Source organism: Nocardioides sp. NPDC057577, from assembly GCF_042801335.1.
GTDB lineage: Bacteria > Actinomycetota > Actinomycetes > Propionibacteriales > Nocardioidaceae > Nocardioides.
In genome coordinates this window covers 1-26424 of sequence record NZ_JBHVGB010000073.1, presented here as the reverse complement: position 1 = coordinate 26424, position 26424 = coordinate 1, and the positions used below count along the sequence as shown (strand labels likewise).

At 69.2% G+C, this 26424-nt stretch carries 27 protein-coding genes; 9 read left to right on the top strand and 18 right to left on the bottom strand.

Translation table 11 applies throughout. From position 1 onward, the window contains the following. Positions 1 to 92: 92 nt before the first annotated feature. The 7 genes from uvrB to ACFU7D_RS15860 all read right to left on the bottom strand — a co-directional run bounded on the left by uvrB (position 93) and on the right by ACFU7D_RS15860 (position 10461). On the bottom strand, positions 93 to 2219 hold the full coding sequence (gene uvrB, locus ACFU7D_RS15890; RefSeq protein WP_378726888.1) for an excinuclease ABC subunit UvrB: 2127 nt from the start codon (positions 2217 to 2219) through the stop codon (positions 93 to 95). Positions 2220 to 2229: 10 nt separating this feature from the next. Then, positions 2230 to 3924 (bottom strand): hypothetical protein, encoded by a 1695-nt coding sequence (locus tag ACFU7D_RS15885; protein WP_378868630.1) that lies wholly within the window; start codon positions 3922 to 3924, stop codon positions 2230 to 2232. 72 nt (positions 3925 to 3996) lie between these two features. Next, positions 3997 to 5166, bottom strand: a complete 1170-nt coding sequence (locus tag ACFU7D_RS15880; RefSeq protein ID WP_378868627.1) for a sulfotransferase family protein — start codon at positions 5164 to 5166, stop codon at positions 3997 to 3999. Next, positions 5159 to 5953 carry an SDR family oxidoreductase gene (locus ACFU7D_RS15875; RefSeq protein ID WP_378868625.1) on the bottom strand — a complete coding sequence of 265 codons (795 nt, stop codon included), beginning with the start codon at positions 5951 to 5953 and terminating at the stop codon, positions 5159 to 5161. The genes ACFU7D_RS15880 and ACFU7D_RS15875 overlap by 8 nt, the downstream gene beginning before the upstream one ends. A gap of 40 nt (positions 5954 to 5993) precedes the next feature. Next, positions 5994 to 8354 carry a protein kinase gene (locus ACFU7D_RS15870; RefSeq protein ID WP_378868622.1) on the bottom strand — a complete coding sequence of 787 codons (2361 nt, stop codon included), beginning with the start codon at positions 8352 to 8354 and terminating at the stop codon, positions 5994 to 5996. Positions 8355 to 8413: 59 nt separating this feature from the next. Further along, complete coding sequence (locus ACFU7D_RS15865) at positions 8414 to 9580, bottom strand: hypothetical protein (RefSeq protein WP_378868620.1); 1167 nt, start codon at positions 9578 to 9580, stop codon at positions 8414 to 8416. Next, positions 9577 to 10461 (bottom strand): TIGR03619 family F420-dependent LLM class oxidoreductase, encoded by an 885-nt coding sequence (locus tag ACFU7D_RS15860; RefSeq protein ID WP_378868619.1) that lies wholly within the window; start codon positions 10459 to 10461, stop codon positions 9577 to 9579. The genes ACFU7D_RS15865 and ACFU7D_RS15860 overlap by 4 nt, the downstream gene beginning before the upstream one ends. Before the next feature lie 47 nt (positions 10462 to 10508). On the opposite strand from ACFU7D_RS15860, the gene ACFU7D_RS15855 reads away from it, so the two are divergent. Next, the gene (locus ACFU7D_RS15855) at positions 10509 to 10994 is read left to right on the top strand and encodes a nitroreductase/quinone reductase family protein (RefSeq protein ID WP_378726874.1); all 486 of its coding nucleotides are present in this window, start codon (positions 10509 to 10511) and stop codon (positions 10992 to 10994) included. A gap of 13 nt (positions 10995 to 11007) precedes the next feature. Beyond that, the gene (locus ACFU7D_RS15850) at positions 11008 to 11433 is read left to right on the top strand and encodes a nuclear transport factor 2 family protein (RefSeq protein ID WP_378726872.1); all 426 of its coding nucleotides are present in this window, start codon (positions 11008 to 11010) and stop codon (positions 11431 to 11433) included. A 3-nt stretch (positions 11434 to 11436) separates the two neighbouring features. Here ACFU7D_RS15850 and ACFU7D_RS15845 read toward each other — a convergent pair whose 3' ends face one another. After that, positions 11437 to 11826 (bottom strand): winged helix-turn-helix transcriptional regulator, encoded by a 390-nt coding sequence (locus ACFU7D_RS15845; RefSeq protein ID WP_378868617.1) that lies wholly within the window; start codon positions 11824 to 11826, stop codon positions 11437 to 11439. A 77-nt stretch (positions 11827 to 11903) separates the two neighbouring features. On the opposite strand from ACFU7D_RS15845, the gene ACFU7D_RS15840 reads away from it, so the two are divergent. Further along, positions 11904 to 12620: an SDR family NAD(P)-dependent oxidoreductase gene (locus ACFU7D_RS15840; protein ID WP_378868615.1), complete on the top strand. Its 717-nt coding sequence runs from the start codon at positions 11904 to 11906 to the stop codon at positions 12618 to 12620. Positions 12621 to 12724: 104 nt separating this feature from the next. On the opposite strand, the gene ACFU7D_RS15835 is transcribed toward ACFU7D_RS15840, so the two are convergent. From ACFU7D_RS15835 to ACFU7D_RS15805, 7 genes are all read right to left on the bottom strand, one after another. Further along, positions 12725 to 13240, bottom strand: coding sequence for a hypothetical protein (locus ACFU7D_RS15835; RefSeq protein ID WP_378868613.1), 516 nt, complete (start codon positions 13238 to 13240; stop codon positions 12725 to 12727). Positions 13241 to 13295: 55 nt separating this feature from the next. Continuing rightward, entirely contained in the window at positions 13296 to 14024 is a 729-nt protein-coding gene (locus ACFU7D_RS15830; protein WP_378868609.1) for a class I SAM-dependent methyltransferase, read from the bottom strand. A 49-nt stretch (positions 14025 to 14073) separates the two neighbouring features. Then, a complete protein-coding gene (pcaD, locus tag ACFU7D_RS15825) occupies positions 14074 to 14844 on the bottom strand; it encodes a 3-oxoadipate enol-lactonase (RefSeq protein WP_378868606.1) in 771 nt (256 codons plus the stop codon). 135 nt (positions 14845 to 14979) lie between these two features. Beyond that, the gene (locus tag ACFU7D_RS15820; protein WP_378726861.1) at positions 14980 to 15561 is read right to left on the bottom strand and encodes a hypothetical protein; all 582 of its coding nucleotides are present in this window, start codon (positions 15559 to 15561) and stop codon (positions 14980 to 14982) included. Positions 15562 to 15712: 151 nt separating this feature from the next. Next, positions 15713 to 16780, bottom strand: a complete 1068-nt coding sequence (locus ACFU7D_RS15815) for a 2Fe-2S iron-sulfur cluster-binding protein (RefSeq protein ID WP_378726859.1) — start codon at positions 16778 to 16780, stop codon at positions 15713 to 15715. Beyond that, complete coding sequence (locus tag ACFU7D_RS15810; protein WP_378726857.1) at positions 16770 to 17075, bottom strand: hypothetical protein; 306 nt, start codon at positions 17073 to 17075, stop codon at positions 16770 to 16772. Before ACFU7D_RS15810 ends, ACFU7D_RS15815 begins: the two co-directional genes overlap by 11 nt. Then, on the bottom strand, positions 17075 to 18244 hold the full coding sequence (locus ACFU7D_RS15805) for a Rieske 2Fe-2S domain-containing protein (protein ID WP_378868603.1): 1170 nt from the start codon (positions 18242 to 18244) through the stop codon (positions 17075 to 17077). Before ACFU7D_RS15805 ends, ACFU7D_RS15810 begins: the two co-directional genes overlap by 1 nt. A gap of 83 nt (positions 18245 to 18327) precedes the next feature. Here ACFU7D_RS15805 and ACFU7D_RS15800 point away from each other — a divergent pair, with 83 nt between their 5' ends. The 4 genes from ACFU7D_RS15800 to ACFU7D_RS15785 all read left to right on the top strand — a co-directional run bounded on the left by ACFU7D_RS15800 (position 18328) and on the right by ACFU7D_RS15785 (position 23475). Next, positions 18328 to 19530 (top strand): acyl-CoA dehydrogenase family protein, encoded by a 1203-nt coding sequence (locus ACFU7D_RS15800; RefSeq protein ID WP_378868600.1) that lies wholly within the window; start codon positions 18328 to 18330, stop codon positions 19528 to 19530. 26 nt (positions 19531 to 19556) lie between these two features. Then, positions 19557 to 20633 carry an acyl-CoA dehydrogenase family protein gene (locus ACFU7D_RS15795; protein ID WP_378868597.1) on the top strand — a complete coding sequence of 359 codons (1077 nt, stop codon included), beginning with the start codon at positions 19557 to 19559 and terminating at the stop codon, positions 20631 to 20633. A gap of 562 nt (positions 20634 to 21195) precedes the next feature. Then, a complete protein-coding gene (locus tag ACFU7D_RS15790) occupies positions 21196 to 22437 on the top strand; it encodes a DUF222 domain-containing protein (RefSeq protein WP_378868594.1) in 1242 nt (413 codons plus the stop codon). 378 nt (positions 22438 to 22815) lie between these two features. Further along, positions 22816 to 23475, top strand: a complete 660-nt coding sequence (locus ACFU7D_RS15785) for a hypothetical protein (protein WP_378868591.1) — start codon at positions 22816 to 22818, stop codon at positions 23473 to 23475. Between the two features lie 20 nt (positions 23476 to 23495). Here ACFU7D_RS15785 and ACFU7D_RS15780 read toward each other — a convergent pair whose 3' ends face one another. Further along, positions 23496 to 23948, bottom strand: a complete 453-nt coding sequence (locus tag ACFU7D_RS15780; RefSeq protein WP_378868588.1) for a MarR family winged helix-turn-helix transcriptional regulator — start codon at positions 23946 to 23948, stop codon at positions 23496 to 23498. A 61-nt stretch (positions 23949 to 24009) separates the two neighbouring features. Between ACFU7D_RS15780 and ACFU7D_RS15775 the strand changes: the two genes are divergently transcribed. Further along, positions 24010 to 24378, top strand: coding sequence for a VOC family protein (locus ACFU7D_RS15775; protein ID WP_378868585.1), 369 nt, complete (start codon positions 24010 to 24012; stop codon positions 24376 to 24378). A 23-nt stretch (positions 24379 to 24401) separates the two neighbouring features. On the opposite strand, the gene ACFU7D_RS15770 is transcribed toward ACFU7D_RS15775, so the two are convergent. Beyond that, complete coding sequence (locus tag ACFU7D_RS15770; RefSeq protein ID WP_378868582.1) at positions 24402 to 24839, bottom strand: hypothetical protein; 438 nt, start codon at positions 24837 to 24839, stop codon at positions 24402 to 24404. A gap of 91 nt (positions 24840 to 24930) precedes the next feature. Between ACFU7D_RS15770 and ACFU7D_RS15765 the strand changes: the two genes are divergently transcribed. After that, complete coding sequence (locus ACFU7D_RS15765) at positions 24931 to 25449, top strand: hypothetical protein (protein WP_378868579.1); 519 nt, start codon at positions 24931 to 24933, stop codon at positions 25447 to 25449. 34 nt (positions 25450 to 25483) lie between these two features. Here ACFU7D_RS15765 and ACFU7D_RS15760 read toward each other — a convergent pair whose 3' ends face one another. Next, positions 25484 to 26311, bottom strand: a complete 828-nt coding sequence (locus tag ACFU7D_RS15760) for an alpha/beta fold hydrolase (protein ID WP_378868576.1) — start codon at positions 26309 to 26311, stop codon at positions 25484 to 25486. Between the last annotated feature and the right edge of the window lie 113 nt (positions 26312 to 26424).

Here is a 26424-nt window from a genome sequence, read left to right as displayed (position 1 = left end):
GTCGAGACCAACACGGTGCGATCTAGCGCGGAGGTCACCGTGTTGGTCTCGACACGCCTCCGCCTAGCGGCTCCGGCGGCTCGACCAGCGCACTACTTGGTGGCTTCCATCATCTGCCTGAGCTCCTTCTTGAGGTCGGAGATCTCGTCGCGCAGACGGGCGGCGACCTCGAACTGGAGCTCGGCGGCGGCGCCCTTCATCTGCTCGGTGAGATCGCCGATGAGCTGAGCCAGGTCGGAGGAGGGGAGGCCGACGAGGCCGCGCTCGCGTGCCTCGCGGGCGGCGTCGCCGAGCATCGGGGTGGGGGCCTTGGCGGAGGTCTTGCCCGCACGGCCCTTGGCCTCGGTGCCGGCCCAGGTGTTGAGCAGCTCCTGGGTCGACTCGTCCTCGCGGGCGAGCATGTCGGTGATGTCGGCGATCTTCTTGCGCAGCGGCTGCGGGTCGATGCCGTTGGCCTCGTTGTAGGCCACCTGGATCGCGCGGCGGCGGTTGGTCTCCTCGATCGCCGACTCCATGGAGGGGGTGATCTTGTCGGCGTACATGTGGACCTGGCCGGAGACGTTTCTGGCCGCACGGCCGATGGTCTGGATCAGCGACTTGTCCGAGCGCAGGAAGCCTTCCTTGTCGGCGTCGAGGATCGAGACCAGCGACACCTCCGGGAGGTCGAGACCCTCACGGAGCAGGTTGATGCCGACCAGGACGTCGTACTCCCCCAGCCGCAGGTCGCGGAGGAGCTCGATCCGCTTGAGGGTGTCGACCTCGGAGTGGAGATAGCGCGTGCGGATCCCGGCATCGAGCAGGTAGTCGGTGAGGTCCTCGGACATCTTCTTGGTGAGCGTGGTGACCAGGACGCGCTCGTTCTTGGCGACCCGGTCGTTGATCTCACCGATCAGGTCGTCGATCTGGCCCTTGGTCTGCTTGATGATCACCTCGGGGTCGATCAGCCCGGTCGGGCGGATGATCTGCTCGACGGTGTCGCCGCCGACCTTGTCGAGCTCGTAGTTGCCCGGGGTCGCGGAGAGGTAGATCGTCTGGCCGATCCGCTCGAGGAACTCCTCCCACTTCAGCGGACGGTTGTCCTGGGCGCTGGGCAGCCGGAAGCCGTGCTCGACCAGGTTGCGCTTGCGGGACATGTCGCCCTCGTACATCCCGCCGACCTGCGGGACCGCGACGTGGGACTCGTCCACGACGAGGACGAAGTCTTCCGGGAAGTAGTCGAGCAGGCAGTTGGGCGCCGAGCCGCGCTCGCGGCCGTCGATGTGCATCGAGTAGTTCTCGATCCCGGAGCACGACCCGACCTGGCGCATCATCTCGATGTCGTAGGTCGTGCGCATCCGCAGCCGCTGCGCCTCGAGCATCTTGCCCTGCTTCTCGAAGGTGCTCAGCTGCTGGTCGAGCTCGGCCTCGATGCCGTCGATCGCCCGCTCCATGCGCTCGGGGCCGGCGACGTAGTGGGTCGCCGGGAACACGTAGAGCTCCTGGTCCTCGGTGAGGACCTCGCCGGTGACCGCGTGCAGCGTCATCAGCCGCTCGATCTCGTCGCCGAAGAACTCGATCCGGACCGCGTGCTCCTCGTAGACCGGGAAGATCTCCAGGGTGTCTCCCCGCACCCGGAACGTGCCTCGGGTGAAGGAGAGGTCGTTGCGGGTGTATTGGATCTCCACCAGCCGGCGCAGGATCGAGTCGCGGTCGTGCTCCTCCCCCACCCGCAGCCGGATCATCCGATCGACGTACTCCTGCGGGGTGCCGAGACCGTAGATGCACGACACCGTGCTCACCACGATGACGTCGCGCCGGGTCAGCAGCGAGTTGGTGGCCGAGTGGCGCAGCCGCTCGACCTCCTCGTTGATCGAGGAGTCCTTCTCGATGTAGGTGTCGGTCTGGGGGACGTACGCCTCGGGCTGGTAGTAGTCGTAGTAGGAGACGAAGTATTCGATCGCGTTGTCCGGGAAGAGCTGGCGCAGCTCGTTGGCGAACTGGGCGGCCAGGGTCTTGTTGGGTTGCAGCACCAGCAGCGGACGCTGCAGCTGCTCGGCGGTCCAGGCCACCGTCGCCGTCTTTCCGGTGCCGGTCGCGCCGAGGAGGACGACGTCCTTGACGCCGTCCTGGATCCGCTTGGTGATCTCCGCGATCGCGGCCGGTTGGTCGCCCGAGGGTTGGTAGTCGGAGACCACCTTCAACGGGGCGACGCGACGCTCGAGATCGGTGACTGGACGCATGATTCCTAGGCTACGCGGGACCACCGACATTCGAGCCTGCGCGGTCGCGAGGAACGAGCGAGCGCGCAACGCGAGAAGGTCGAGCGAGCGCAGCGGGTGAGCCTGCGAACCCGCGAAGCGGGTCGAGACCCGTGCTGTTTCGCGGAGCATCTCCACGAGACCGCCAGACGAGCGGGAGGAGCACCGCAGCGAGCGCGCAGAGCACCCCGATCCCGAGCACGACGTACGGCAGCGGCCGGATCTCGGGAAGCAGGCGATCCGCCCCGAAGTGGATCTGGGTGCGCACCCAGGTGGCGAAGGTGGCAGCCGCCATCCCCACCAGGAACGCCGAGACGAGGGCCGCCGCGATCTCCTCGCGCCGGCGGATCTCGCCCCACGGCACCGCGTCGACGATGGCCAGGAGGCCGACGGCCAGCACGATCGCGACCAGCGGCATGATCGTCATCAGGTAGCGCTCGTGCGGGTTGCCGCCGCCGGAGCGGAACTGGGCGAGGTTGACGATGATCACGAACGCGTGCGCGATGAGCACGAGCAGACCGACGGTCGCCACGGACGGCACCCGGGGAGCGCTGACCACGAGGCCCCGCTCGCGACCGTGATCCCGTAGGCGTGCGACGACCCCGAGGACCAGCCCGAGCAGCGCCACGAACGTGATGACGTCGATGATCCAGTGCAGCCCGGTGCCACGCAGCTGAAGCGGCACCCATAGGTGGTCGTACCAGCCGTGCCAGAAGCGCGGCGCGGTCATCACCTCGAACCAGGTGTCGACCTGCACCCGCTGGTAACGCTCCAGGAGCGCCGAGCTCGCGGTCGCGTCGCCGTAGAGCACGATGTTGCGTAGGTAGAACCAGCCGATCGCCACGCCGGGAACCCCGGTGGCGATCGCGGTCAGCCAGGCGGCCCGGAGCAGGCCCATCCGGGTGCGGTCACGGAGCAGCAGCGTCACCCCGAGCGCGGCACCGCACATGATCACCGTGATCACGCCGGGCGCCTTCGTCGCGGCGGCCAGGGTTCCGGCGACCGCCATCACGATCATCCGGTTCCGGGTCACCCCGAGGCGGAGGATGCGCAGGGTCGCGAGCACGGTCAGCGACGAGGCCGCCACCGCGAGGCTGTCGTTCATGATGAACCCCGCCGCGACCGCCAGCACGGCCGGCGAGGCCGTGATCGCAGTGGCGAGCATCGCTGCGGCCGGGCGCCGCGGGGTGACCTCGAAGGCGATCAGACCGACCAGGAACACCAACGCTCCGTACGCCAGGGCGCTCACCGCACGCATCCCGGCGATCAGCACGTGCGGGTTCTCGAGTGCGTCGGCCAGGGCGACCCACGGCACGCCGAGGAGGTAGTAGAGCGGCGGATGGTTGGCGGTCCAGATCATCCGGTGGCGATCGAACTCCTCCCGGTTCGCGCCGCGGGTGATCTGGGGGAAGCGCGCCCGGTCGTGCGCCACGGGCGTGTCGATCGTGGGCAGGTCGCCCGCGAGGAGCGAGATGGCGTACGACGCGTTCGGGCCCTCGTCACGCGCGTGGTACGACAGTGCCTGGGTGGTGGCGACGTAGAGGCTCATCGAGGCCGCGAACGCGGCCAGCAGGGCCAGCACCGTGACCAGCCTGGCCGACGGCCTGGCAGGCGCCTCCGTCGGCTCGGCGCTCAGCACCGCAGCGGCATGGCTCATCACGTGGCTCCCCTGGTCGGACGGCGTCATGAGCCGCACCCCGGTGAGCTCGCGTCGAACCGTAGGACACCTCGATGGAGCAGTGGTGGAGGCCGTACGGAATCAGAGGGTGAACGCCTGGCGAACCTCGTCCTCCGTCAGCCCGTAGTCGGCCAGGCTGTAGTCGTGCTTGGGCCGGGCGCTCCCCGAACGGGACTCGGCGTCGATGCGGGAGACCTCGGCTCGGGCAGCATCGCTCCAGGGGATGTCGAAGTGGCCGTAGATGTTCTCGACGGTGCCGACGGGGTCCCGGACGAAGCCGCGGTAGTCGACGTCGAGGAACTGCGCCGCGTCGTACCTCTTCCGAGTCTCACCGAAGGAGCGCCACGAGCGGGAGAGCATCTCCAGCTGGGTCTCCCCGATGGTCTCCCCGACGAACGTGCTCGACATCCCCGCGGTCGCCTCGGCGGAGAGCGAGCAGCCCGAGGCGACCGAGACGATCGGGTCGCGGTGGGTGACCACCACGAGCGCGTCGGGGTAGACCTCCATCAGCGCGTCGAGCGCGACCAGGTGGGAGGGGTTCTTGAGCACCCAGCGCTTCTCGGGATCGTTGAGGCCGATGAGCTGCAGGGAGCGGCGATGGACCTCGTACGCGTCGCGCCAGTCCTGCTTCGCCAGCCAGGCCGAGTAGCGCGGGACGTTGGCCAGCGACTCGAACGAGATCGACTTGCCGCTCTGCCGCAGCAGCCGCCAGCACTCCTCGACGCTGGTGGCGTCCATGTAGTGGATCCCCATGAACTCGGGGTTGGCCACGTGGTGCTGCCGGTAAGCGCCCTGGATCGCGTTGAAGACCGGGTTCTGCTCCCAGGTCTCGCGCGGAGGCCTCGGCTGGGGGAACTCGGTCAGCCAGGTCTCCAGGCCCTGGTGGGCCGGGTCGGCGGCCAGGAGCCGGTGCAGGGCGGTGGTGCCGGTGCGGACGAGCCCGGTGACGAAGATCGGCCGCTCGATGCGTACATCCTGGTGCTGGGGGAACTCCGCGAGCCGGGCCTGCGTCATCAGCCGGCCGACGAGGGCCGACTTCACCTGGGAGCGGTGGAAGTAGTTGCCGACCGGGGTCAGCCCGGCCTCGGGGCTCGCCAGGTCCTCGACGAGGAGCCGGAGCCCCTCCTCGTGGTCGGTCCCGCCGAAGTCGCTCAGCCCGGTGGTGCGGACCGCGGCCGCGCAGATGTCCTCGTACGTCCCGACGTCCGCCCGCTCACGGGGCGCAGTCTCTTCCGGGCGCGTCTCAGTCATGGAACTCCCCGCAGTCCACGTTGAGCACGGTCCCGGTGACCGCGGAGGCCAGGTCGCTGGCCAGGAACAGCGCCGCCCGGGCGACCTCCTCGGGGGTGGCGAGCCGCTTCAGGTCGGTGGGGGCGGCCTTCTCGTCGTAGACGTCTTGATGGGTCCGTCCGGACTCGGAGGCGATCCAGTCGAAGTAGGACTTGTTGACGTCCTCGTAGATGTAGGACGGCGCGACGGAGTTGACCCGGATGCCGCGCGGGCCGAGCTCGGTGGCCAGCGACGAGGACAGGTGCGCGAGAGCGCCCTTGGAGAGCTTGTAGCCCGCGAACTCCGGCTGGCTCTGATAGAGCACCGCGGAGTTGATCATCACGATCGCGCCGCCGGGCTTGTCCGGGGTGGCCGCGAGCGCGTCGGCGAAGAGCGCCGAGAGCCGCAGCGGGGCGTACACGTTGGACTCCTGGGCCAGCCGGAGCGCGTCGAGCGGGATCTGGGTGAGCGGGTCCATCGGCGGGATGCCGAAGGCGTTGTTGAGGAGCACGTCGACGCGCCCGAACTCCTCCAGCGCGGCGTCGACCAGGTGCCGGCGCGCGTCCTCGTCGGTGATGTCGGTCGGCACCACGAGCGCACGTCGTCCGTGCTCCTCGATGACGCCGGCCATCTTCTGCAGTCGCTTCTCGGTGCGGCTCGCGAGCACCAGGTCGGCGCCCATCAGCGCAGCCTGCTCGCCCAGCGAGCGGCCGAGGCCGGGGCCGACCCCCGAGAGCACGACGACCTTGCCATCCAGGAGTCCAGTCATGGCGCCTAGACTAGAACGTGTTTCAATTTTTTGTAAGGGGTCAGTCGGGAAGAGCGAATCTGGCGACTTCGTCGACCCATTCGGCGTACGCCCCGACCTCCTGCGGCACGTCCTGCGTCCGGATGAGGTCGGCGAAGGCGCGGTGCACCCGGGACCAGTCGGCACACGAGCCGCACGTCGCGCGCCCGCAACCGGCCGTGTGCTCGCGAGCGACCTTCTCGAGGACCTTCCGGAACGTGGCGCCGTCGTCCCCCTCCGCCAGCGCCTCGACCACGGCGCCGAGCACCTGCGCGGCCTGGGCGGGGGCGCCGACCAGGATCGCCATCAGGATCCCGAGGGCGCGCAGCGCCGAGGGCTCGGCGGTGGTGCTCGCGACCGGCGCCGTGCGCGCCAGCCGATAGAGCGTGAGCAGCTTCCTGGCGCCTCCGGGCGTCGCGCAGAAACGCGCAAGCTCGCTGGTGAACAGCGCCTCCCCTGGGGAGAGCTCGAAGCTCTCCACCACGACCTGGCGCCCGGACCGGTCGCCGACACCCGTGGCCAGCGCCGCGGGCCACGACGGCACCGCCTGGCGCATCAGCGACCGCATGAATCGCACCGCCGGCTCACCCGAGAACGCCCGCAGCGCGAACGGCACGTCGAAGATCCGGGAGAGGTACGCCGCAGGCTCCGCCACCCGCCCCTCGAGCGATCGCCGCAGCATCCGCGCGTCCACGGCCGCGACGACCGCGACACCCTCCCGGCCGCCCAGCTCGTCGATCGCCTGCAGCACTCCGGCCGCCGTGGCCGGGTCGCACCTGTCCAGGTCGTCGACGTAGACGATGGTCCGGCTCGACTGCGGACCCGGCGGCGGCCCGGGCGGCGCCGCCCGCAGTGCGGCCTCGTAGGCCGCGACCTCTCGATCCATCGCCGCGAGCGCCATGGTGGCACCCATCGGCTGGGCCCGGCGCTTGCCGCGCTGGCCGTCGTCCTCCGTCACCCCGGCCAGTGCCGCCTGCAGCTCGGCCTTCCGCCGCTGCGCCGCCTGGTGTTTCGCGACCAGTGGCGGCGGCTGGCTCCGCCCCGCACCCCGGACGCTGTCGAGCACCGCGCCGGCGACGTCACCGTCGGCGTAGTGACGGGCGTCGATGCGTACGTGCCTGGTCCGGGCCGCATAGGCGGCATCGTTCTCGCCCAGCCACTCGATGCGCTCCTCGACCTTGCGCATGAAGGTCGACCGGCCGCTCCTGGGCAGCCCCTGGACGGCCACCGAGATCGGCAGCTGGGTGTAGGCGGAGGCCAGCAGCCGGGCCATGCGGTCGACGTCGAACCGGTGGCCGAGGACGTCATCGTCATGGTCGGCCCACTCCGGTTCGACGACGGGACTGGCGACAGGGCTGATGGCAGAGCTGGCGACGGGTCCTGCGACGGGGCCGGTCACGATCGGCACCTCGGCGGTATCCCCCGCGTCCGACGGCTCGGCCTCCTCCAGCGCAGGGACCGGGTCCGGCGCGACCTCGATCGCAGGAACCTCGGGAACTTCGGGAGCCTCGGCGACCTCGGACCCCGGTTCGGGCATCTCGGCGAGCGGAGTGACCGGCAGCCCGATCTCCTCCTCGACCGCCTGGAGCGCCTTGGCGAAGTCGGCCGCGCTCCAGTGCCGCGCGGCGCGGCGCTTGCACATCGCCTTGCGCAGCGCCTCCTCGAACGAGGCCGGGATGTCGGCGCGGTCGATGGCCACCGGGTCGTGCTCCCGGATCCGCTCGAGCAGCGCCTCGCGTGCCCCGCGATCCCCCTCGAACGGCGTACGTCCCGCCAGCAACGTGTAGCAGGTCGCGCCCAGGCTCCAGATGTCCGCCCAGGCGCTCGGCTCGGGCGGGTCGGACAGCATCTCCGGCGCCATCCACGGCAGCGAGGTCGAGCCGGCGCCACCAGGACGCCCGGCCGAGGAGAGGCTGCCGAAGCCGACCAGCTGTGGCTCTCCGGCCGCAGTGAGCAGGATGTTCGCGGGCTTCACGTCGCCGTGCAGGATCCCGTGCCGCGCGGCGACGTCGAGCGCGCCCGCGATCTTGATCGTGATGCTCAGCGCTTCGGCGACCGAGAGCCGTTCACCCTCCCAGTCGGGACTCAGGTCTCCACCGGAGCGGTAGTCCATCACGACGAAGCTGCGGTCGTCGTCGGAGACCCCGACCGCGTGCAGGGGCAGCACGTGCGGATGGGCGGCGAGCTCGGAGACCTCCTTGGTCTCCCGGGCGAGCGCGTCCTGGGTCTCGCCGCTGAGCCGGTCGTTCCAGACCTTCACGACGACGTCGACCCGCTCCTGCGACCACTCGTAGAGGAAGACGTCGGAGGATCCGCCCGCGCCGATCAGCCGGCGGTGCCGGAATCCCGGAATCGTCGGTGGCTCGAGGTGGGGGCTGGCCATGGGCGGCAATCATAGGGGCCGTACACCATGGCGGCTCCGGCCCCTCCTCGTCCCCAAGATCAGCTCAGCATTCTGCGCGCAACTGCCCGCTGACGTGCGGCGATCCGGTCCGCATACCCCCCGGGGCTCAGCGTCTCGGTGTGCGGGAGCAGGTCGCCGACGTCCGCCAGGCCCACCTGGTGGACCACCGGCCCGTCGGCTGCGGAGAGGTCGCGTTCGAGCCGCTGCCAGCGCAGCATCAGTGAGCCGGTGCGGTGGCCGGTGGTCTCGAGCCAGTTGGCGATCGGCTTGCCGTCCAGGGGCGGGCGCTCCGAGATCACGAAGCGCATCACGCCGTCGGGGTCGGTGACCGCCTGGGCCTTGGTGAGGCTGGTCTGGTGGGTCTCGTAGTCGGTCGAGGCGTACCAGTCCGAGCCGACCTGGATGCCCTGGTAGGTGCAGTCGTCGCACCGCGGCACCTCGACCACGAGCGCCTCGTCCTCGGCGAGCTCGTAGTGCCCGATCGAGGAGAACTGCGACTCCAGCCCGCCCGGCGTGCGGGCCGGGACCGTGAGCGTGTTGACCGGTTCCTTGTACTGGAAGAACTGAGGGAAGGCGAACCAGGTCTGGATCGAGCCGGTCAGCGAACGGGCGGCGACCTCGTACTTCTTCCGGAGCAGCTCCTGGGTGAGCGGGCGGCGCGGCCGGCCGAGGGTGTCGGGGCGCTCGATGGTGATCGAGCCACGGGTCTCGGTGTCCCAGTCGTTGAAGACCTCGCGCACGATCAGGGTCTTCGCGCCCGGCTCGGCCGTGTAGGTGAACTCGAAGGAACCGTCGTAGTCGAGCTGCAGCTTGCGGTCGTCGAAGGCCATCAGGCTGGTCGCCGCGGAGTCAGCGGTGTAGGCGCCACCCATCACCTGGAACGAGAGATCGGCGCTGGTCCCGCGCCTGCCCCGGACCACGTACTCGACACCCTCTCGCAGGTAGGCGTTGAAGTAGATGGCGTCGGGGTTGTCGAGGCCCTGCTTGGAGAACTGGTGGGTCGGGTTCACGAACAGCGGCTGCTCGAGGTCGTAGTCGAACGCGGTCTGCATCGCCATCCGGATCCGGCCGGAGAGGTACTCGTACCCCTCGAGGCGGTCGGCCTCGGTCCGGATGAAAGGCGCGTTCGCGATCAGCTCTTCCGCCTCCGCGATCGCCTGCTGGAGCGGTTCGGTCAGGCCGTACGCCGCGCTCTGCCCGGTCACTGCCCAGCCTTCGCGATGATGTTCTCCGCGTACCACTCCAGGTGCTTGATCTTCTTCTCCAGCGGCTCGGGGTCGGCGCCCTTCACGTAGGGGTCGCGGAACCCGACGATGCAGTCGGTCACGCCCTTGTCCTCGAGCCGCTTGATCCCGTCGAGGTCGTACGCGTCGTAGCTGATCACGTGGACCTCGAAGTCGTCGCGGGTGTCACCCTCCTCGGCCCGGATCTCGGCGAGACGCACCAGGAGGCGGTCGAGCTCCTCGCCGTCGCCGCCGGCGTGCATCCAGCCGTCGCCCTTGAGGACGGCGCGCCGCAGCGCGGCGTCGGCGTGGCCACCGACGAGCAGCGGGATCTTCTCGGTCGGCGCCGGGCGCTGCTGGAGGGGCGTGAACGTGTAGAACTCCCCGCCGTAGCCGAAGAAGTCACCGCTCGGATCGGTGAGGCCACGCAGGATGTCCATGCACTCGTCCATCCGCTTGCCACGGCGCTTCCAGTCGACGCCGAGGGCGGCGAAGTCCTCGGGCCACGGCGAGAGACCGACACCGAGACCGAGCCGGTTGCCGGAGAGGAAGGCGAGGCTCGAGGCCTGCTTGGCGGCCAGCACCGGCGGGCGCACCGGCAGCTTCACCACGAACGGGGTCAGGCGCAGCGTCTCGGTCACCGCGAAGAGGTGGGCGCACAGGATGAACGCCTCGATGAACTCCTTGCCCTGCAGGAACTCGCGGTCACCGGTGTCGGTGTAGGGATAGGTGGAGTCGGACTCCTCGGGATAGATCAGGCTGTCGGCCACCGTCATGCTGGTGTAGCCGGCCGCCTCCGCCGCTTGAGCCAGCGGTGCGTAGTAGTCGGCCTGCGTCATTGCCTCGGCATAGGTGAAGCGCATGAGCCATACACTAGAACGTGTTCTAAGTTTCTGCCAGAGTGTTGGCCATGTCTCCTTCTCTCGAGCGTCCCGCAGGCCTCGACTCGCCGCTGACGGCGAGGTTCATCAAGTACGGCGCCCGCGCCAACACGGCGCTGTTCAAGCTGACCAACGGTCGTGTCGGCGGTCGATGGCGGGTGATGGCGGGCTGGCGCAAACCCGCGCCCGTCCTGCTGCTCGAGCACATCGGGCGCAAGTCCGGCCGCACGTTCACCACTCCCCTGCTGTTCATGCGGTCCGGATCCGAGCTGGTCGTGGTCGGCTCCCAGGGCGGCCTGCCGAAGGACCCGCAGTGGGTAGCGAACCTGCGTGCTCAGCCCGATGTCGCCGTCCGGGTTCCCCGTCGCGGGCAGCTGCTCGTCCGCGCTCGTGTCGCCGACCCGACCGAGCGGGCCGCGCTGTGGCCGCGGCTGCTGGAGACGTACGCGGACTTCGAGACCTACCAGACCTGGACCGACCGGGAGATCCCGGTCATCGTCCTCTCGCCTCGCTGAAGGAGCCGTTCCGATGGACGTTCAAGAGCTGATCGACCGCGCCGAGATCACCGACGCGCTGACCCGCTACACCCTGGCCGTCGACGACGGCGACTGGGATGCCCTGGACACCGTGTTCGCACCCGATGCCACGATCGACTACTCCGAGTCCGGCGGCACCGTCGGCGAGGTGGCCGACGTCAAGAAGTGGCTCGCCGAGATGCTGCCCGCGTTCTCCAGCAAGCGGCTGCACACCATCGGCCAGGTCGGCATCACCTTCACCGAGACGGGCGCGGATGTCGTGGCGTACTTCGACAACCCGATGGTCATCGCCGACGGCTCCGGTGGCGAGCGCGTCGTCGAGGTCGGCGGCCGCTACCGGCACTCCTTCGTGCGTACGCCGGACGGCTGGCGCTCCCGCCACCTGCACGAGGAGGTCTTCTGGACCCGCGGGTTCTGAGCCTCAGGCTGCCTGGCCCCGCACGACCCAGTCCGCGAGGCCGGCCAGGGGCACGAGCAGCTCGCGCCCGCGGTCGCTCAAGGCGTACTCCACACCGGGCGGGACCGTCGGGAAGACCGTACGCGTCACGATCCCGTCCTCCTCCAGGACCCGCAGCGTCCGGGTGAGCATGCGCTGGCTTATCCCCTCGACCCGGCGGCGCAGCTCGTTGTAGCGGTGGGGGCGCTCGGCCAGCATCATCACGACCAGCAGCGTCCACTTGTCGCCGAGCATCTGCAGGGTCTGGGTGACCGGACACGCCTCGTACTCCCCCGCCGGCACCTGCGCCGGCAACCCGGGCCCGAGAGCCTCGCTCACGATGTGCCGGGGCACATCGGTGTTCCCATCTGACATTGAAGTGCCTTCTTCCGCGATCGCCGCCGGACGGCGAGGGTTGCTGACATCAGCAACCTACCCATGAGGGAGAAGAGATGAGCACGATCGCGGTCCTGGGCGTCGGCCCCGGCCTCGGCATGTCGGTGGCACAGCGGTTCGCCAAGGAGGGGTACGCCGTCGGCCTGGTCTCGCGCAGCGCCGACCGCCACCCCGGCTACCTGGAGACGCTCGCAGCGAGCGGAGTGCGCGCCGTCGCGGTAGCCGCGGACCTCCGCGAGCCCGGCGGCGTCGCCCGCGCTCTCGACGAGATCACCTCGGAGCTCGGCCCGATCGACGTCGTCTACCACGGCCCCGGCGCCCACGACCTTCGCGCGCCTTCCGTCGGGATTCTCGAGACCGCTCCCGACGACATCCGCCGTGCGGTCGCCGAGACCGTCGAGCCTGCCGCCGAGGTCGCCGGCCTCGTCCTGCCCGCGATGCGCTCCCGCGGCAGCGGCTCGCTGATCTACGTCTCCGGCCTCAGCGCCGTCGTCCCGCTCCCCTTCCTGGGCCCCTACGCCCCCGCCTCCGGCGCCCTGCGCACCTACGCCCGCACCCTCGCCGCCGCGGCGGCGGAGGACGGCGTCCACGTCGGCTCCCTCGTCGTCGGCGGCCTGATCGAGCACGGCGACATCCACCAGATGCTCACCGGTACCGATGCCAGCGCCCCCTTCGCCACCCTTGATCCTGACGAGGTCGCGGACGCGGTCTGGCGCCTGGCCTCGGGGGTCGAGGACGAGGTCGTCTTCGACGCGCTGACGCAGCACCTCTGAGACCACAGAAGCGTGGGGTGTCACGACCTTCGCTTCTGGTTTGCTGCAGCACAAGCGATAGGCACGGCAGGCGCGGTGGCCGGTAATGGAGCGTTGTCCGAGGCTTACGAGTGACTCGCGGTTGCGGCAAGGACCCAGAGGCCGAGCGCCGTAGGCGCCAAGGTCGTCCACGTCGCCGCCAACTCGGAGTCACCCGACGACAGGCCGAGACCGATGAGCGTCACAGCCGGCGCGACCGCGGTCGCGATGCACACAGCTACCCAGAACCGTCGCGGCTTCGGCGAGAGAGGGATCAGTACGGGTAGCACGCCCAGCAGCATGAACAAGCAGAGTGCGACAGTGGCGATCAGCCCTGCGAACACGAAGACGTGTGAGGCATGGCTTCCGAAGTCGGCGTCTGGGTTGCTGACCAGAACTTTCGCGTACGCCAGCGCCGACCAGATCGCCTTGACCTCGCGGCGATCATTTCCAGCCGAGTCGTCGATGCTGACCAGCACAGGAGCGGTCAAGGACACAACCAGCAGAATCAGCGCGCCCACGGCCTGGGTGGTGCGCAGGCGTTGGTCCAGTTCTGCCACGGTGCGTTCGACGGCGCTGGCCTGCTCGCTCGCGTTCCTCACCTGGCAAAGGTAACCGCCGAAGCAGGACTAGCCAGGCATTGCAGCGCCAAGTCCCTCAAGCATTCACACGGGCGAGGAAGACGTTCTCCTTGCCCGGGCGGTCGGGGGCGTCGCGTACGTCCTCCACGGTGAAGCCATGGGCGAGGAGGTCATGCTCGACCTCGGCGCGGTCGCGGAAGCGGAGGGTGGAGGTCGATGTGAGGACATCGGATCCGATGGTGGTGGAGCCCTCGAAGGTGACGAGCGGGAGGTCGACGACGGTCACCGTGCGGATGACGTCGGCGGTGCGGCCGTCCGGCAGGGAGACAGTCGTCGGGGCAATGTTCCAGCACTCCCACGCGCGGACCTCCGGCCGACGGGTCTCGAAGACCAGCCAACCGCCGGCGCGCAGGGCAGCACGGACCGCGGTCAGCGTGGCGGACCAGTCCTCGTCGGCGACGAAGACCTGGGCGACATTGCCGGTCATGACGACCATGTCGGCCTCGCCTGCGGCACCGGCGAGCGCAGTCGCGTCACCGGTGATCCAGGTGACGCGGTCGGCGTACGGCTTGGTGCGGGCGACCTCCACGGACGCGCCCGCCGGATCGACGCCGACGACGGAGAAGCCGTCGCCCGCCAGTCGTACGGCGAGCGAGCCCGTGCCGCAGCCGAGGTCGATGATGCGACGGGCCCCGATCTCCCGGGCGATCGCGACGTAGGCGTCCAGGTCGGAGCGGTCGTCGTCGAAGACGTCGTAGAGCACGGCCTGACGAGGGTCGGCGAACGCGGCATCTGGTTCTCGCATCAGCGCAGAACCTAGCCAGGTCACGCCGTCGCGCGCACGTGGGTTTCGCTCACCTCGCCAGCAGGTGGTCGATGATCGCCGGGGTGATGGTCCCGGGCTGCTGCGCGTTGGCCAGGTGCGCGGAGTCACGGACGACCAGCACGCCACCATCCTCGACCGCGTCCGCGATCGCCTCCAGATGAGGCGGCGGGGTCGCCGGGTCGTCAGCGCCGGCGATGGCCAGGGTCGGAGCGGTGATCGCGGGGAGGTCATGACGCAGGTCCATGGCCGCGATGACCTCGCAGCACCCGGCGTAGCCCTCGGCCGGGGTGGCGGCGACCATCGCCTCGCAGGTGGCCTTGACGTCGGGGTTGGCCTCGAGGAAGCCGGGCGTGAACCAGCGGGCGACGACCGCCTCGGCGACAGCCCGGGTCCCGTGCGCCCGCACGGTCGCCGCTCGGTCGAGCCAGGCGGAGGACGGGGTCAGCTGTGCCCCGGTGCACAGGACCACCAGGCGCTCGACGCGTGCCGGGTTGCGGGCGGCGAGCCGCATCCCGGTCATGCCCCCGAGCGAGAGGCCCACGAAGTGGACCCGCTCGACGCCGAGGCGGTCCAGCAGGGCCACGACGTCGTCGGCCAGATCGTCGATCGAGTAGGGGCCGGGGCGTACCGGCGAGGCTCCGTGTCCGCGGGTGTCGTAGCGCACCACCCGGAAGTGCCGCTCGAGCTCTGCCAGGTTCTCGTCCCACATCGCGTGGGTGGCGCCCAGCGAGTTCGACAGGACCACCACGGGCCCGTCGGGCCGCCCCGTGACGACGTGATGGACGTCCACCGCGTTCATGACGCCACCCACTCGAGGCGGGCCGGGATGCGGTGGGCTGCACGGATGACGTCCATGCCAGGAAATCTAGGATCGCCCGACCGATAATGGGAAGTATCGATTAGGCACCCATTGATACGCCCCGTGTATCAACCCTCAGCCGAGGCCAGGGCGCGCGTGCAGCCCGCCGCCGGACTCGTAGAGCAGACCCTTGTCCTTGATGAGCTGACCGGCGCCAGCCAGGATCGGACTGTCGCCCACGGCGGAGCCCGCCATCGAGACGATCGCCTCGAACATCTTGATCGCGGCGTCGTCGACGGCCGGCCAGTTCCACTGCGAAGGAGCGGCGCCGACCGGCTCCACCGCGTGCCAGCGGGTCGCACGGGCCTCAGCCATGGTGGTGAGGGTGCTCCAGCCGAGGCCACCGATGCCGACGACGCCACCGAAGTTGAGGCCGATCAGGCCCCAGCCGTTGCACTGGTACTCGAAGGCCGAAGGGCCGAACTCGGACTCGTCCAGCTCGACCCGGGTGATCACCGGCTCGGGGCCGGTGTTGGGGGCGTAGAGCTTGAACGCCGGCCGGGCCGCGAGCAGCGAGGCCGATGCCGTCGTGGTGATCTCGCTCAACGGCTGGCCAGGTGCCGAGTAGGCGTCGAAGACCCTGAAGCCGAGGTCGAGGGCATAACCGACGACGAAGCGCCGGTCGTCCTGGGCTGCGTAGAAGTTGCGATTGAACACGTGTGGGGAGACCTCGCTAGAGCCCTACCGGTCACCCGACATGCAACATGTCGAGGGACCCGATGGGGATGTGGTTCGGGCAGCGCGACACTATCGCGCCGGATGCCGGGACCCGGCAACCGGTTGGTGATCTGTATCTCTCGCGAGTCCCTCAGGAGTACGTGCCGCGGACGGTGTCGGTGGTCGGCAGCGACTGGCAGCCCAGCCGGATCCCGTCGTCGAGATCCTCCTGCTCGAGCACGTCGTTGCGCACCATCTTCACCTCGCCCTCGAGCAGCCGGAACGCGCACGCCGAGCACTCGCCCTCGCGGCACGAGTACGGCGCTTTGACGCCCTTCGCCTCGAGGAAGTCGAGCATCGGGGTGCCCGGGTCCCAGTCGTCGTACGTCGTCGTGGCGCCGTCGAGCTCGATCTCCAGCGTGACGGGCTGCTTGGCGACCCCGTCCACGGCCTCGGCGGGCTCGACGACCTCCGCCTCGGCCTCCTCGACCGGAGCGATGTCGCCGAACGGGTTGCCGCCCAGGGAGGCGAACTTCTCCTGGTGCCGCCGCGCCCGCGGGAACTCCAGCTCCTTGAGCGCCGCGATCGTCGCCTTCATGAACGGCGCGGGCCCACAGACGAAGGCGTCGTACGTCAGCCGGTCGGCCGCGAAGGCCTTGAGCTGCTCGCCGGTGGGCAGCCCCTGGACCGACTCGAGCCAGTGGACCACCTGGAGCCGGTCCGGATGCTCGGCGGCGAGCCGCGCCCACTCCTCGGCGAAGATCACCGAGCGCTCGTCACGGTTGGCGTAGAAGACCACGATCCGCCCCGTGCCCTCGCGTAGGGCCGTGCGCGCGATCGAGATGATCGGCGTGACGCCCGAGCCGCCGGCGAAGAGCAGGAAGTCGGCGTCGATGTTGGCCGGCGTAAAGATTCCGCTCGGCGGAAGGACTCGCAAGGTGTCGCCGGGGCGGAGGTTGTCGCAGATCCAGTTCGACGCGTAACCGTCCACGGTGCGCTTCACCGTCACCGTGAGCGGGTCACCCGGCGCGCTGGAGAGCGAGTAGCACCGAGCCGCGAGCCCGTCGCGGTCGCTCGGAACCGCGACGGTCAGGAACTGGCCCGGCTTCGGCAAGAAGGCGTCCCTCGCATTCTCGGGCACCTCGAACACGATCGAGTGCGCGTCGGCGGTCTCCTTGACCACGTCGCTGACGGGCAGCAGGAAAGAGTCAGTAGCCATCTTCGGCTCCGATCTGGATCCGGCCGTCAGCGACGGCTGCTTCGATGGAGGCTGCCAGACGAGGGCAGCGGGCGTGGACGAGCCGCTCGCCGTTGGCGGCGGCCTTGCGGCGTACGAGATCCGGACACTGGGCCTGCGCCTCGGCCGTCCACTGGACGGAGGTCTGGTGCTCGCTGTTCTTCTTCACCCCGACGCGGGCAAGGCAGTCCAGGCACTCCACCTCGACCAGGCGGGCCTGGGTGTAGAGCCGCTGGTCCTCGATGGTGTCCTGCGACGTCGGGACGAACGAGGCCATCAACTGACCCCTGCGTCGCTCGACTCAGGGTTCTCCGCCTTCTCGGCCTCGATCCGGCGCAGGTTCTCGGCGACCTCCTCGTGCCAGAACTCGTTGGCCTTGGTGGTGTCGACCTCGAACTCGAACCGGGCCCGCATCTCGGGCTCGATGTCGGCGACGTCGACGTAGAACTGCTCGTACCAGCGGCGCAGCTGGTAGACCGGGCCGTCCTCCTCGCACAGCAGCGGGTTCTGCACCGGCGCCTTGTTCTCCCAGATCGCCACGTCCTGGAGGAACCCGTCACCGAACATGTCGGCGTACTTCTTGCCGATGAAGTTCGCGGTCTTGTCGTCGAGACCCTCGGGCTTCTTGACGGTGATCCCGTACTGCAGCAGGAACGAGTCCGGGCCGGTCGGGATGTGGCAGTTGATCAGGATCACCTCGGTCACGAAGCCCTTGTAGTCGACCTCGAGCCAGTTGATCATGTACGCCGGGCCGTAGTAGGTCGCCTCGGACTTCAGGAACATGTCGGCGTCGCCGTAGCCGCCGGCGACGTCGGGACGCCCCTTGGACGCCATGTACTGCGTCGCGGTGTGGTCCTCGAACACGTTGCGGAAGTCAGTCGGGAAGGCGAAGTGCACGTAGTAGAAGTGCGCCATGTCGACGACGTTGTCGATCAGTTCGCGGCAGTGGCTGCCGTTGATCGGGACCGTGTTCCAGATCCAGTCGGTGTAGACCTCGCGGTTGCTGACATCGGGGAGCTCCGGCGGCAGGATGTCGTAGTCGGCCTTCGCGCCCTCGGGGTCGTGCCAGATCAGCAGCGAGTCGTTGCGGATGACGGTCTCGTACGCCTTGGTGCGGGCGCGCAGCGGGACGCGGCGGGCGTAGGGGATCTGCTTGCAGCGGCCGTCGGTGCCCCAGCGCCAGTCGTGGAACGGACAGCCGATCTCGTCGCCCTTCACGGTGCCCTGGGTGAGGTCGCCGCCCATGTGGCGGCAGTAGCCGTCGAGCACGCCCAGCTCGCCCTTGGTGTCCTCCCAGACGACCAGCTTGCCGCCGAACGCCTCGACCGCGTGGGGCTTGCCGTCCTTGAAGTCGCTGGCCAGGCCCAGACAGTGCCAACCGCGCGCGAAGCGCTCCGGCTGGGAGCCGTGATCGAGCGTGCGGGTCTGGGTGGTGGGGTCGGCCATGGTCGTACCTTCCGCTGGTCTGAGCCTGATGGGCCTGTGCGCTGGGTCTATTCAAAACGTAGAACCTGTTCTAGTTTTATCACATGCATGTGGCCTTGACACCCGCCCAGGAGCAACTTCGCTCAGAGCTCAACTCCTATTTCGCCGAGTTGGTCACGCCGGAGCGCCGCGCTGCGCTCGCGCGGGCATCGGGCGAGTTCGGGGACGAGGCCGACAAGGAGGTCTACCTCTCGACCATCCGGCAGATCGGCGCGGACGGCTGGCTCGGGATCGGCTGGCCGAAGGAGTACGGCGGCCAGGACCGCTCCATGGTGGAGCAGCTGATCTTCACCGACGCCGCGGCGGTGGCCGGGGTGCCGATCCCCTATCTCACGCTCAACACGGTCGGCCCGACGATCATGCGGTTCGGGACCGACGAGCAGAAGGCGTACTTCCTACCGAAGATCCTGGCCGGGGAGCTGCACTTCTCGATCGGCTACTCCGAGCCGGGCTCGGGGACGGACCTCGCCTCGCTGCAGACGAAGGCGGTGCTCGACGAAGGCACCGGCGAGTGGGTGATCAACGGCCAGAAGATGTGGACCTCGTTGATCCAGTATGCGGACTGGATCTGGCTCGCCTGCCGGACAGAGCCGGAGGCGTCGCGCCACAAGGGACTGTCGATGATCCTGGTGCCGACGTCGTCCTCGGGCTTCTCCTATACGCCGGTCCAGACCGTGGCCGGGGTGGGCACCTCGGCGACCTACTACTCCGACGTGCGCGTACCTGCGTCGAACCTCGTCTCCTCGCGCGGCGGCGGCTGGGCGCTGATGACCAACCAGCTCAACCACGAGCGGGTCGCACTCACCTCCGCGGCGCCGCTGGTCCACTCGCTCGGACTGGTGAAGGAGTGGGCGCTCGCCACCACCGTGCCGGACGGCAGCCGGGTGATCGACGCCGAGTGGGTCCAGCTCGCCCTCGGGCGAGCACACGCACGCATCGAGGCGCTCTCGCTGATCAACTGGAAGCTCGCCTCGGACGCCGACCACGGGGTCGCGCTCTCGCCGGCCGAGGCCTCGGCGACCAAGGTCTACGGCTCGGAGCTGGCCACCGAGGTCTACCGGACGCTCATGGAGATCGTCGGCCCGCACGCGGGCATCACCGCCGACTCCCCCGGCGCCGTGCTCGCCGGCCGTCTGGAGCGGTTCCACCGTTCCTCGCTGGTGATGACCTTCGGCGGCGGCACGAACGAGATCCAGCGAGACATCATCGGGTACGTGGGTCTCGGCCTGCCTGCCGCCAAGCGCTGACCCACTCCTGACGACAGGGACACACCATGGACTTCTCCTTCACCACCGAATCCGACGACGCCGCCGAGCTCGCGGCCAAGATCATCGGCGACGCGACCGGCGTCGACCGGCTGCGTACGGTCGAGGCGGACGCCGGCGACCGCGGCCGTTTCGACACCGCTCTGTGGTCCGCCCTCGGCGAGTCCGGGCTGCTCGGCCTCCACCTGCCCGAGGCCCAGGACGGCGCCGGGCTCGGCCTCGTCGAGCTGTGCCGCGTGCTCGTCGAGGCCGGTCGGCGGGTCGCGCCGGTGCCGCTCGCGGTGCACGGGCCGTGCGGCTTGTTCCTCGCGGAGACCGCAGCGGACGCTCTGGCCGGCGTCGCCGACGGCTCCCGGGTCCTGACGGCCGCGGTCGCCGAGGAACACTCCCACCTGCCCGAGTCCCCCACCGTCGTCGCCACGGGCGAGACGGTCACCGGCGTGAAGACGCTGGTCAGGGCCGGGATGATCGCCGACGGGTTCCTGGTGACCGCGTCGGCGCCGGACGGCACCGTCGGCGTCTTCCTGGTCGAGGCCTCGGCCGAAGGCGTGGACCGCCATGCCCAGCACACCAGCGACGGCGACGTCACCGCACTGGTCTCGTTCACCTCGGCCCCCGCTCGTCGGGTCGGAGACTCCGCAGCCGCCGCCCGGCTCGGCGCGCTGTTGAGCGTGGCCGCGGCCGCCGAGCTGTTGGGCATCACCGAAGGAGCCCTCGAGCTCACGTCGTCCTACGCCAAGACCAGGGAGCAGTTCGGCCGCGCCATCGGCACCTTCCAGGCCGTCTCTCAGCGGCTGGCCGACGGGTTCATCGACGTACTCGCCCAGCGACTCACCCTCTGGCAGGCGGTCTGGCGGGTCTCCTCCGGCCTGCCGGCCGCCGACCAGGTCGCCGTCGCCAAGCTCTGGGCCGCCGACGCCGCCCACCGCCTCGCCCACACCACCGTCCACGTTCACGGCGGTGTCGGCATCGACCTCGACGGCGAGGCCCATCGCTACTTCACCACCGCCAAGCGTTTCGAGTTCGTCTTCGGCGGAGCCACGGAGCAGGCGCTGCGGATCGGGCGGTCCTTCACGGCGTCCTGATCGCGTTGCTGGTCCACTGAGAGGCCCTGGCGTCTGCGCCGGGGCCTCTTTCGTGGCTGGTTTTGTTTGTGCTGTATCGCGGCCGGGAACGATGGTGTGCGATAGCGCTTCGTGGTGGTGTTCGGAGTCGGGGCGCTGAGCGAGCTTGATGTGTGTCCGTTGGTCTCGGGTTGGGTTCCAGCGCGGGTGGGGCCAATACGTGGCTTGGGTTGGGAGATTTACAAGCCTTGGCGCTTGGGTTGGGTGCCATTTGCCTGTCTTGCGGGCTTCCAGCAGCGGTTCGGCTTCGGCTGGGGATATCTGTCCCTGATTGGGTTCGTTGGTTTGCTTCGTGTGGTAGGCTCGGCGCAGGCGTAAACGTGATGGCCGACCACCTCAAAGAGGCGTGCCTTTCTACCCGGGACACAACGGGTGTGGGGTAATCCAGGGGAACCAGGGGCGTCGACGCTGAGCTGCGAGGGTAAGTAATAGCCCGTACTGCCGGGCCTCCGAGACCAGCGAACCAAGTTGGATCTGCATGGGCAGATCCTTTGAGTTCGTACGTCGGGAGGTGACCGATTCGATGACCATGCTGCAGCAGCCCCAGCATCCTGTGTTGGGGGCGGTGGTCGCGATCACCGCGTCTCTCGAGCAGGTTGCTGAGGCGAACCCAGCCTTCATGGCCACCGACCAGAAGGCCGCCACCCTGCTCGAGATCGCCCGCGCGAAAGCGCAGCTGGCCGAGCTCGAACTGCGGGTGCTCGCCGTTGCTGATGATGTGGCCGCCGAGGCCGCTGCCCGGGATGTCGCCGCGTGGTTGCATCACCACACCCACCAGCGCCCCGAGACCCTGCGCGCCGACCTCCGCCTCGCCCAGGCACTGGACCGGACCTATCACCAGGTCGCGGCCGCGATGCGCGCCGGTGCCTGCAACCCCACCCAGGCGCAGGTCATCGTCGCCGCCCTCGACGACCTCCCGGCCGATCTCGACCTCGAGATCAAGACGAAGGCCGAGGAAACGCTGGTCGGCTACGCCACCGAGTTCGACCCCACCCGGCTGCGCCGGCTGGGGCGCCGGATCCTGGACCTGATCGCCCCCGAGATCGCCGAGGCCGAAGAAGCCAAACGGCTCGCCGCCGAGGAGGCCCACGCCCGGAAGAAGACCCGACTGACCATGCGCCGCCTCGGCGACGGCACCACCCGGATCTCCGCCGTGGTTCCGGATGCGGCCGCGGACCGGTTGGCCACCAACCTGGAAGCCTTCGCCTCGCCCCGCCGTGATGACGGCACCCGCACTGAGACCGGCGAGTACCTGCCCTACGACCGCCGGCTCGGGCGTGCGTTCTGCCAGCTGCTCGAAACCCTCGACCCACAGCGCCTCCCCATCCACGGCGGAGACGCCACCACGGTGATCGTGACCATCGATATCGACCAGCTCCGCAAGGAAACCGGGATCGCCGAGGTCCTCGGTGGCGCCCCGATCACGGCAGCCGAGGCCCGGCGCCTGGCCTGCACCGCGAACATCCTCCCCGCCGTCCTCGGGGGTGACTCCGAAGTCCTCGACCTCGGGCGCAAGGAACGCTTCTTCACCGCCGCCCAACGCCGCGCCCTCCTGCTCCGGTCAGCGACCTGCGAGGCCGAGGGCTGCGACATCCCCGGCACCTGGGCAGAGGCCCACCACTGGATCGCCTGGGCCCAAGACGGCACCACCGACCTCGACAACGCCGCCCTGCTCTGCTCCCATCACCACCACCGCGCCCACGACACCGCGTATCTGCATGAGCGCCTCCCCAACGGCGATGTCCGCTTCGCCAGACGCACGTAGAAGCTCCAGCATCGTGAAGATCGGCATCAGGTAGCGCGGCGTTGGCCCAGGAGCGCAAGATCGAGACCGGTGCATCGCGGGACAGGTTCTCCACCTCACCCGCTCGCTGTGGAGCATCCCCGGCCACATCTCCACCTGCCCATTGGACACACGCGCATAAACACGATTCCGCATCTTCGTCGTGGCCGTCTGTGCCATATCGCGGCGGCTGACCAAGGTGTGCGATAGCGCTGCGGCCTATCAGTCGATGGCGCAGGGACGTTCGGATCGGTCTGGGACGCATGCCGGTCAAAATCGCGTGCGGTGCCCGTGGATACCTGTCATCATCGCTCGCAATTGAGAGCACTGCTCTCGTCTCATCTACCGAGGAGTTCCGCAGTGACCGTCCCCCATGCCTCCCCCGACCGCCGCACCCAGATGGGCGCCGTCGCGTTTGCGATCGCCGGTGTTCTCTTTGCTGTCTACGAGGTCGTTGCTCCACGCGCCGACGAGACCACGCTCGATGGAGCCTCGGCGTGGGCTTCCGCCGGCTGGAGCATCGCCCACATCAGTGCCATCGTCGGCCTCATTCTCATCCCGCTCGGCTATGGCGCGATCCGAGGCTTCCTCGACGGCACGCCACAGGAGAGGACCGCCTATCTCGCGGCCGTCATCGGCTACATCGGCTCCGGTCTGACCATCTCCTACTACGGCGCCGAGGTCTACGGTCTCAAGGCCATCGGCGAGCGCGCCCTGGCCGACGTCGACCCGAGCCTGACTGACGTGGGCAACGACTTCCGCCTCGACCCGACCGCGATGACCGTCTTCGTGATCGGACTACTGCTCATCGCCGTTGCCGCCGTGCTCGCCTCGATCGCGGTCTGGCGGTCGGGCTCCTTGCCCCGTTGGAGTGCCGTCCCGCTGGCCGTTCTCCTGGCCACGATGCTCCCCCAGTTCTTCTTTCCGCACGTGGCGCGGATCGCCTGGGGCGTACTCGTCGCAATCGCGGCCTTGTGGCTTGCCACTGCGCTCTGGCGGGCTTCGAGGGTCCGCTCGTAGTCCCTCACAGCGGCGGCTTGTCAGGTGTCGTCGCCACCATCGCGTAGGGAATGGATCATGCCCTGCAGGATCCGGAACGCGTCGGACTGATCGGTCGGGCTCATGCCGGTCAGCATCCTGACCTCGACGGATCGGACCGCGGCAGTGGCGTCCTCGAGCTTCCTGCGGCCTTGAGGCGTGAGCCGCGCGGGGAGGACCTTTCCGACGGCGGCCTCCGCCGGCCTGGTCACATCACCGTCTCGCTCCAAGGAACGGAGCAGCACGTTCATCGTCTGGCGCGTCACGAACGCGCCTCGGGCGAGCTCGGAGTTCGACAGACCGGGCCGCTGCGCCAGCAGTTCGAGACAGGCGTAGTGAGTGACACTCATCCCGAGCGGGCGCAGCACCTCCTCCATCGAAGCGCGCAGGGCGCTCGACGCCTCCTTCAGCAGGTAGCCCAGCGACTTGTCCAGGTCGACGCCGTCTTGACTCATGTCAGTATCCTGACATAGCTTGACGCGTGTCAGATAACTGACACACATCAAAGGAGCATCCATGCCCGTCACCGGCCCCGACTTCATCTCGCTGCAGGCGCGCGACCTCGATGCGTCGCAGGCGTTCTACGAGCACTACCTCGGCCTCGTCCGGTCGCCGGCCGGGCCTCCGCATGCCGTCGTCTTCGAGACCAAGCCGATCGCATTCGCGCTTCGCGAGGTCGTGCCGGGCACCGACCTCGCGTCTGTCGCCCAGCCTGGCATCGGTGCTGCGATCTGGCTCCATGCCACCGACGTCCAGGCCATCCACGATGCCCTCGTCGCCGATGGGCACACCATCGTCTCCCCCGCGATCGACGGCCCGTTCGGGCGTACGTTCACCTTTGCCGACCCCGACGGCTACCAGATCACCCTCCACGACCGGACCTGACAGCGACGAGTGTGGCGGGGGTGTCAGCCGCCGACACACTCATCGTTGTCACCGCCGGAGTAGCAGGGCGGGGCGCGGTAGCCGTCATCGTCTCGCTCCGGCGCAGGTAGATCCACCGCGCCAGGGATGTAGCAGAGCACGGCGATCGCGGTGCACCCGAGGACCAGCAGGACCTGCCAGAGGGTGCCGAGCGTTCGGCGGCCGGGGTTGAGCATGTGGGCGACCGCGCCACAGATGAGTGCGACGCACGCAATCGCACCCCAGACGCGGTAGGCGGCGACGTTCGACGGCTCGATCTGCGGCTGGTCACCGAAGAAGACGAGATAGACATCCAGCCAGTTCGCGGCCAGCTTCCCGACGGCGAGGACAGCAACGACGGATGCCAGGGCCGCGATGACGGGAAACCAGGGCATGCGCGTGATGAGCCGGGGGACACCGGCCGGGCGGTCGAAAGCGAGCATGCGACGAGTCTCGCGGCGCCATGGCGTGGCGTGATGAGCCCGCGTACTCAACTCTTGACCTTCAGGTCGGTCGAAGCCCCAACATCGAGGCATGACCACAACCCCTGCTGTTGACCCCACGATGGACGCCATCACCGCCGCCGTGACCCTCGGCCACGAAGGCGAGACCGCCAGAGCACGGCAGGCGCTGCTCGCCATCTGGGAAGACCTCGGGGTGCTGGGCGATCCGCTTCACCGGTGCACGCTCGCCCACTACCTCGCCGACCTGCATCCCGATCCTGCCGAGGCACTCATCTGGGACGTACGCGCCCTCGACGCCGCAGGCGCACTCACCGACGATCGGGCCGGCGAGCACCACGCGGGCCTCGAGGTTGCCGGGTTCTATCCGAGCCTGCACCTCAACATCGCCGACAACCTGCGCCGCCTGGGCGCCTTCGACGCAGCCGCCGTGCAGATCGGCAAGGCCGAGGAGCGGGTGGCCGCGCTGCCGCAAGGACCGTACGGCGACATGATCCGCGCGGGGATCCGTGGCGTCCGGGAAGCGATCGCGGCTCACGACACCACGCCCCGGTCGAGCTCTCCGACCGTCGGTGGGAGCGAGGAGGTCTGAGCCCCCACACCCGAGGTTCAGCCTCGGCCATCACTCACGACGGAATCGTCCTGGCGATGGACGAGAGGATCGCCGCGGCGGCCGCCTGTGGCGCCTTGGTGGGAATCCAGTGGCTGACCTCGGTCAGCTCGATGAACTCGTAGGGACCGGTGACGAAGTCTTCGTTGCCCTCCAGGGCCGTCCGGCCGATCGCGACGTCGCCATCGCTCCAGAGCATCGTCGTCGGAACCGAGACCCGACCGACGCGCGGGGCCAGGAGCAGGGCTCGATACCAACCCAGACCACCGGGCAGCGCACCGTAGTCGACGATCTCCTCGCGGAAGCGCTCGACGTCCTCGTCGTTCCAGCCGCTCCCCCGCATCATCCGCTCCATCCGGCCGTCGCGGCCGGCGACCAGCTCGGGCAGGAACGGGATGTTGAAGAGCGCCATGTAGACCGACTTGCGCCGCTGCGGACCCTTCATCGACCGGGCGAACGCGACCGGATGAGGCACCGACATCGCGGTCCAGCTCCGGACCAGGTCGGGTCGCTTCGCCGCCACTCCCCAACCGACCGCACTCCCCCAGTCATGACCGGCCAGGTGCACCGGCCCGCCGAGCTCGTCGATGAGCGCCACCACGTCCTCGACGAGCTCGCCGGCGCCATAGCCGAGGCGGGTACGCGGCCGGGCGCCCGGCGAGTAGCCGCGCTGCTCCGGGGCGATGGTGCGGAAGCCCGCCTCGTGCAGGATCGGCGACACCTCCCGCCAGCAGGTCGCCCGCTCCGGAAAGCCGTGCAGGAGCACGACGGGGTCGCCGTCAGCCGGACCCGAGTCGACCACGTCGAAGGTGAGTCCGTCACGTACGTAGCTCGAGATCGTCACGCGTTCATCCTGTCAGGCCTCCCCGCCTCCATGGCGGGGTTGTGGGTGTGCGCTAGCGGCGCGAACAGCCGAGGTGTGCGATAGCGCGTTGAGGTAAGGCGCTCCGGAAAGAG

What these genes read in the sequence shown, in the direction of transcription:
- uvrB (WP_378726888.1), bottom strand. Translation starts at nt 2,219, where the DNA reads ATGCGTCCAGTCACCGATCTCGAGCGTCGCGTCGCCCCGTTGAAGGTG.
- ACFU7D_RS15885 (WP_378868630.1), bottom strand. Translation starts at nt 3,924, where the DNA reads ATGACGCCGTCCGACCAGGGGAGCCACGTGATGAGCCATGCCGCTGCG.
- ACFU7D_RS15880 (WP_378868627.1), bottom strand. Translation starts at nt 5,166, where the DNA reads ATGACTGAGACGCGCCCGGAAGAGACTGCGCCCCGTGAGCGGGCGGAC.
- ACFU7D_RS15875 (WP_378868625.1), bottom strand. Translation starts at nt 5,953, where the DNA reads ATGACTGGACTCCTGGATGGCAAGGTCGTCGTGCTCTCGGGGGTCGGC.
- ACFU7D_RS15870 (WP_378868622.1), bottom strand. Translation starts at nt 8,354, where the DNA reads ATGGCCAGCCCCCACCTCGAGCCACCGACGATTCCGGGATTCCGGCAC.
- ACFU7D_RS15860 (WP_378868619.1), bottom strand. Translation starts at nt 10,461, where the DNA reads ATGCGCTTCACCTATGCCGAGGCAATGACGCAGGCCGACTACTACGCA.
- ACFU7D_RS15855 (WP_378726874.1), top strand. Translation starts at nt 10,509, where the DNA reads ATGTCTCCTTCTCTCGAGCGTCCCGCAGGCCTCGACTCGCCGCTGACG.
- ACFU7D_RS15850 (WP_378726872.1), top strand. Translation starts at nt 11,008, where the DNA reads ATGGACGTTCAAGAGCTGATCGACCGCGCCGAGATCACCGACGCGCTG.
- ACFU7D_RS15845 (WP_378868617.1), bottom strand. Translation starts at nt 11,826, where the DNA reads ATGTCAGATGGGAACACCGATGTGCCCCGGCACATCGTGAGCGAGGCT.
- ACFU7D_RS15840 (WP_378868615.1), top strand. Translation starts at nt 11,904, where the DNA reads ATGAGCACGATCGCGGTCCTGGGCGTCGGCCCCGGCCTCGGCATGTCG.
- ACFU7D_RS15830 (WP_378868609.1), bottom strand. Translation starts at nt 14,024, where the DNA reads ATGCGAGAACCAGATGCCGCGTTCGCCGACCCTCGTCAGGCCGTGCTC.
- pcaD (WP_378868606.1), bottom strand. Translation starts at nt 14,844, where the DNA reads ATGAACGCGGTGGACGTCCATCACGTCGTCACGGGGCGGCCCGACGGG.
- ACFU7D_RS15815 (WP_378726859.1), bottom strand. Translation starts at nt 16,780, where the DNA reads ATGGCTACTGACTCTTTCCTGCTGCCCGTCAGCGACGTGGTCAAGGAG.
- ACFU7D_RS15810 (WP_378726857.1), bottom strand. Translation starts at nt 17,075, where the DNA reads ATGGCCTCGTTCGTCCCGACGTCGCAGGACACCATCGAGGACCAGCGG.
- ACFU7D_RS15805 (WP_378868603.1), bottom strand. Translation starts at nt 18,244, where the DNA reads ATGGCCGACCCCACCACCCAGACCCGCACGCTCGATCACGGCTCCCAG.
- ACFU7D_RS15800 (WP_378868600.1), top strand. Translation starts at nt 18,328, where the DNA reads ATGCATGTGGCCTTGACACCCGCCCAGGAGCAACTTCGCTCAGAGCTC.
- ACFU7D_RS15795 (WP_378868597.1), top strand. Translation starts at nt 19,557, where the DNA reads ATGGACTTCTCCTTCACCACCGAATCCGACGACGCCGCCGAGCTCGCG.
- ACFU7D_RS15790 (WP_378868594.1), top strand. Translation starts at nt 21,196, where the DNA reads ATGACCATGCTGCAGCAGCCCCAGCATCCTGTGTTGGGGGCGGTGGTC.
- ACFU7D_RS15780 (WP_378868588.1), bottom strand. Translation starts at nt 23,948, where the DNA reads ATGAGTCAAGACGGCGTCGACCTGGACAAGTCGCTGGGCTACCTGCTG.
- ACFU7D_RS15775 (WP_378868585.1), top strand. Translation starts at nt 24,010, where the DNA reads ATGCCCGTCACCGGCCCCGACTTCATCTCGCTGCAGGCGCGCGACCTC.
- ACFU7D_RS15770 (WP_378868582.1), bottom strand. Translation starts at nt 24,839, where the DNA reads ATGCTCGCTTTCGACCGCCCGGCCGGTGTCCCCCGGCTCATCACGCGC.
- ACFU7D_RS15765 (WP_378868579.1), top strand. Translation starts at nt 24,931, where the DNA reads ATGACCACAACCCCTGCTGTTGACCCCACGATGGACGCCATCACCGCC.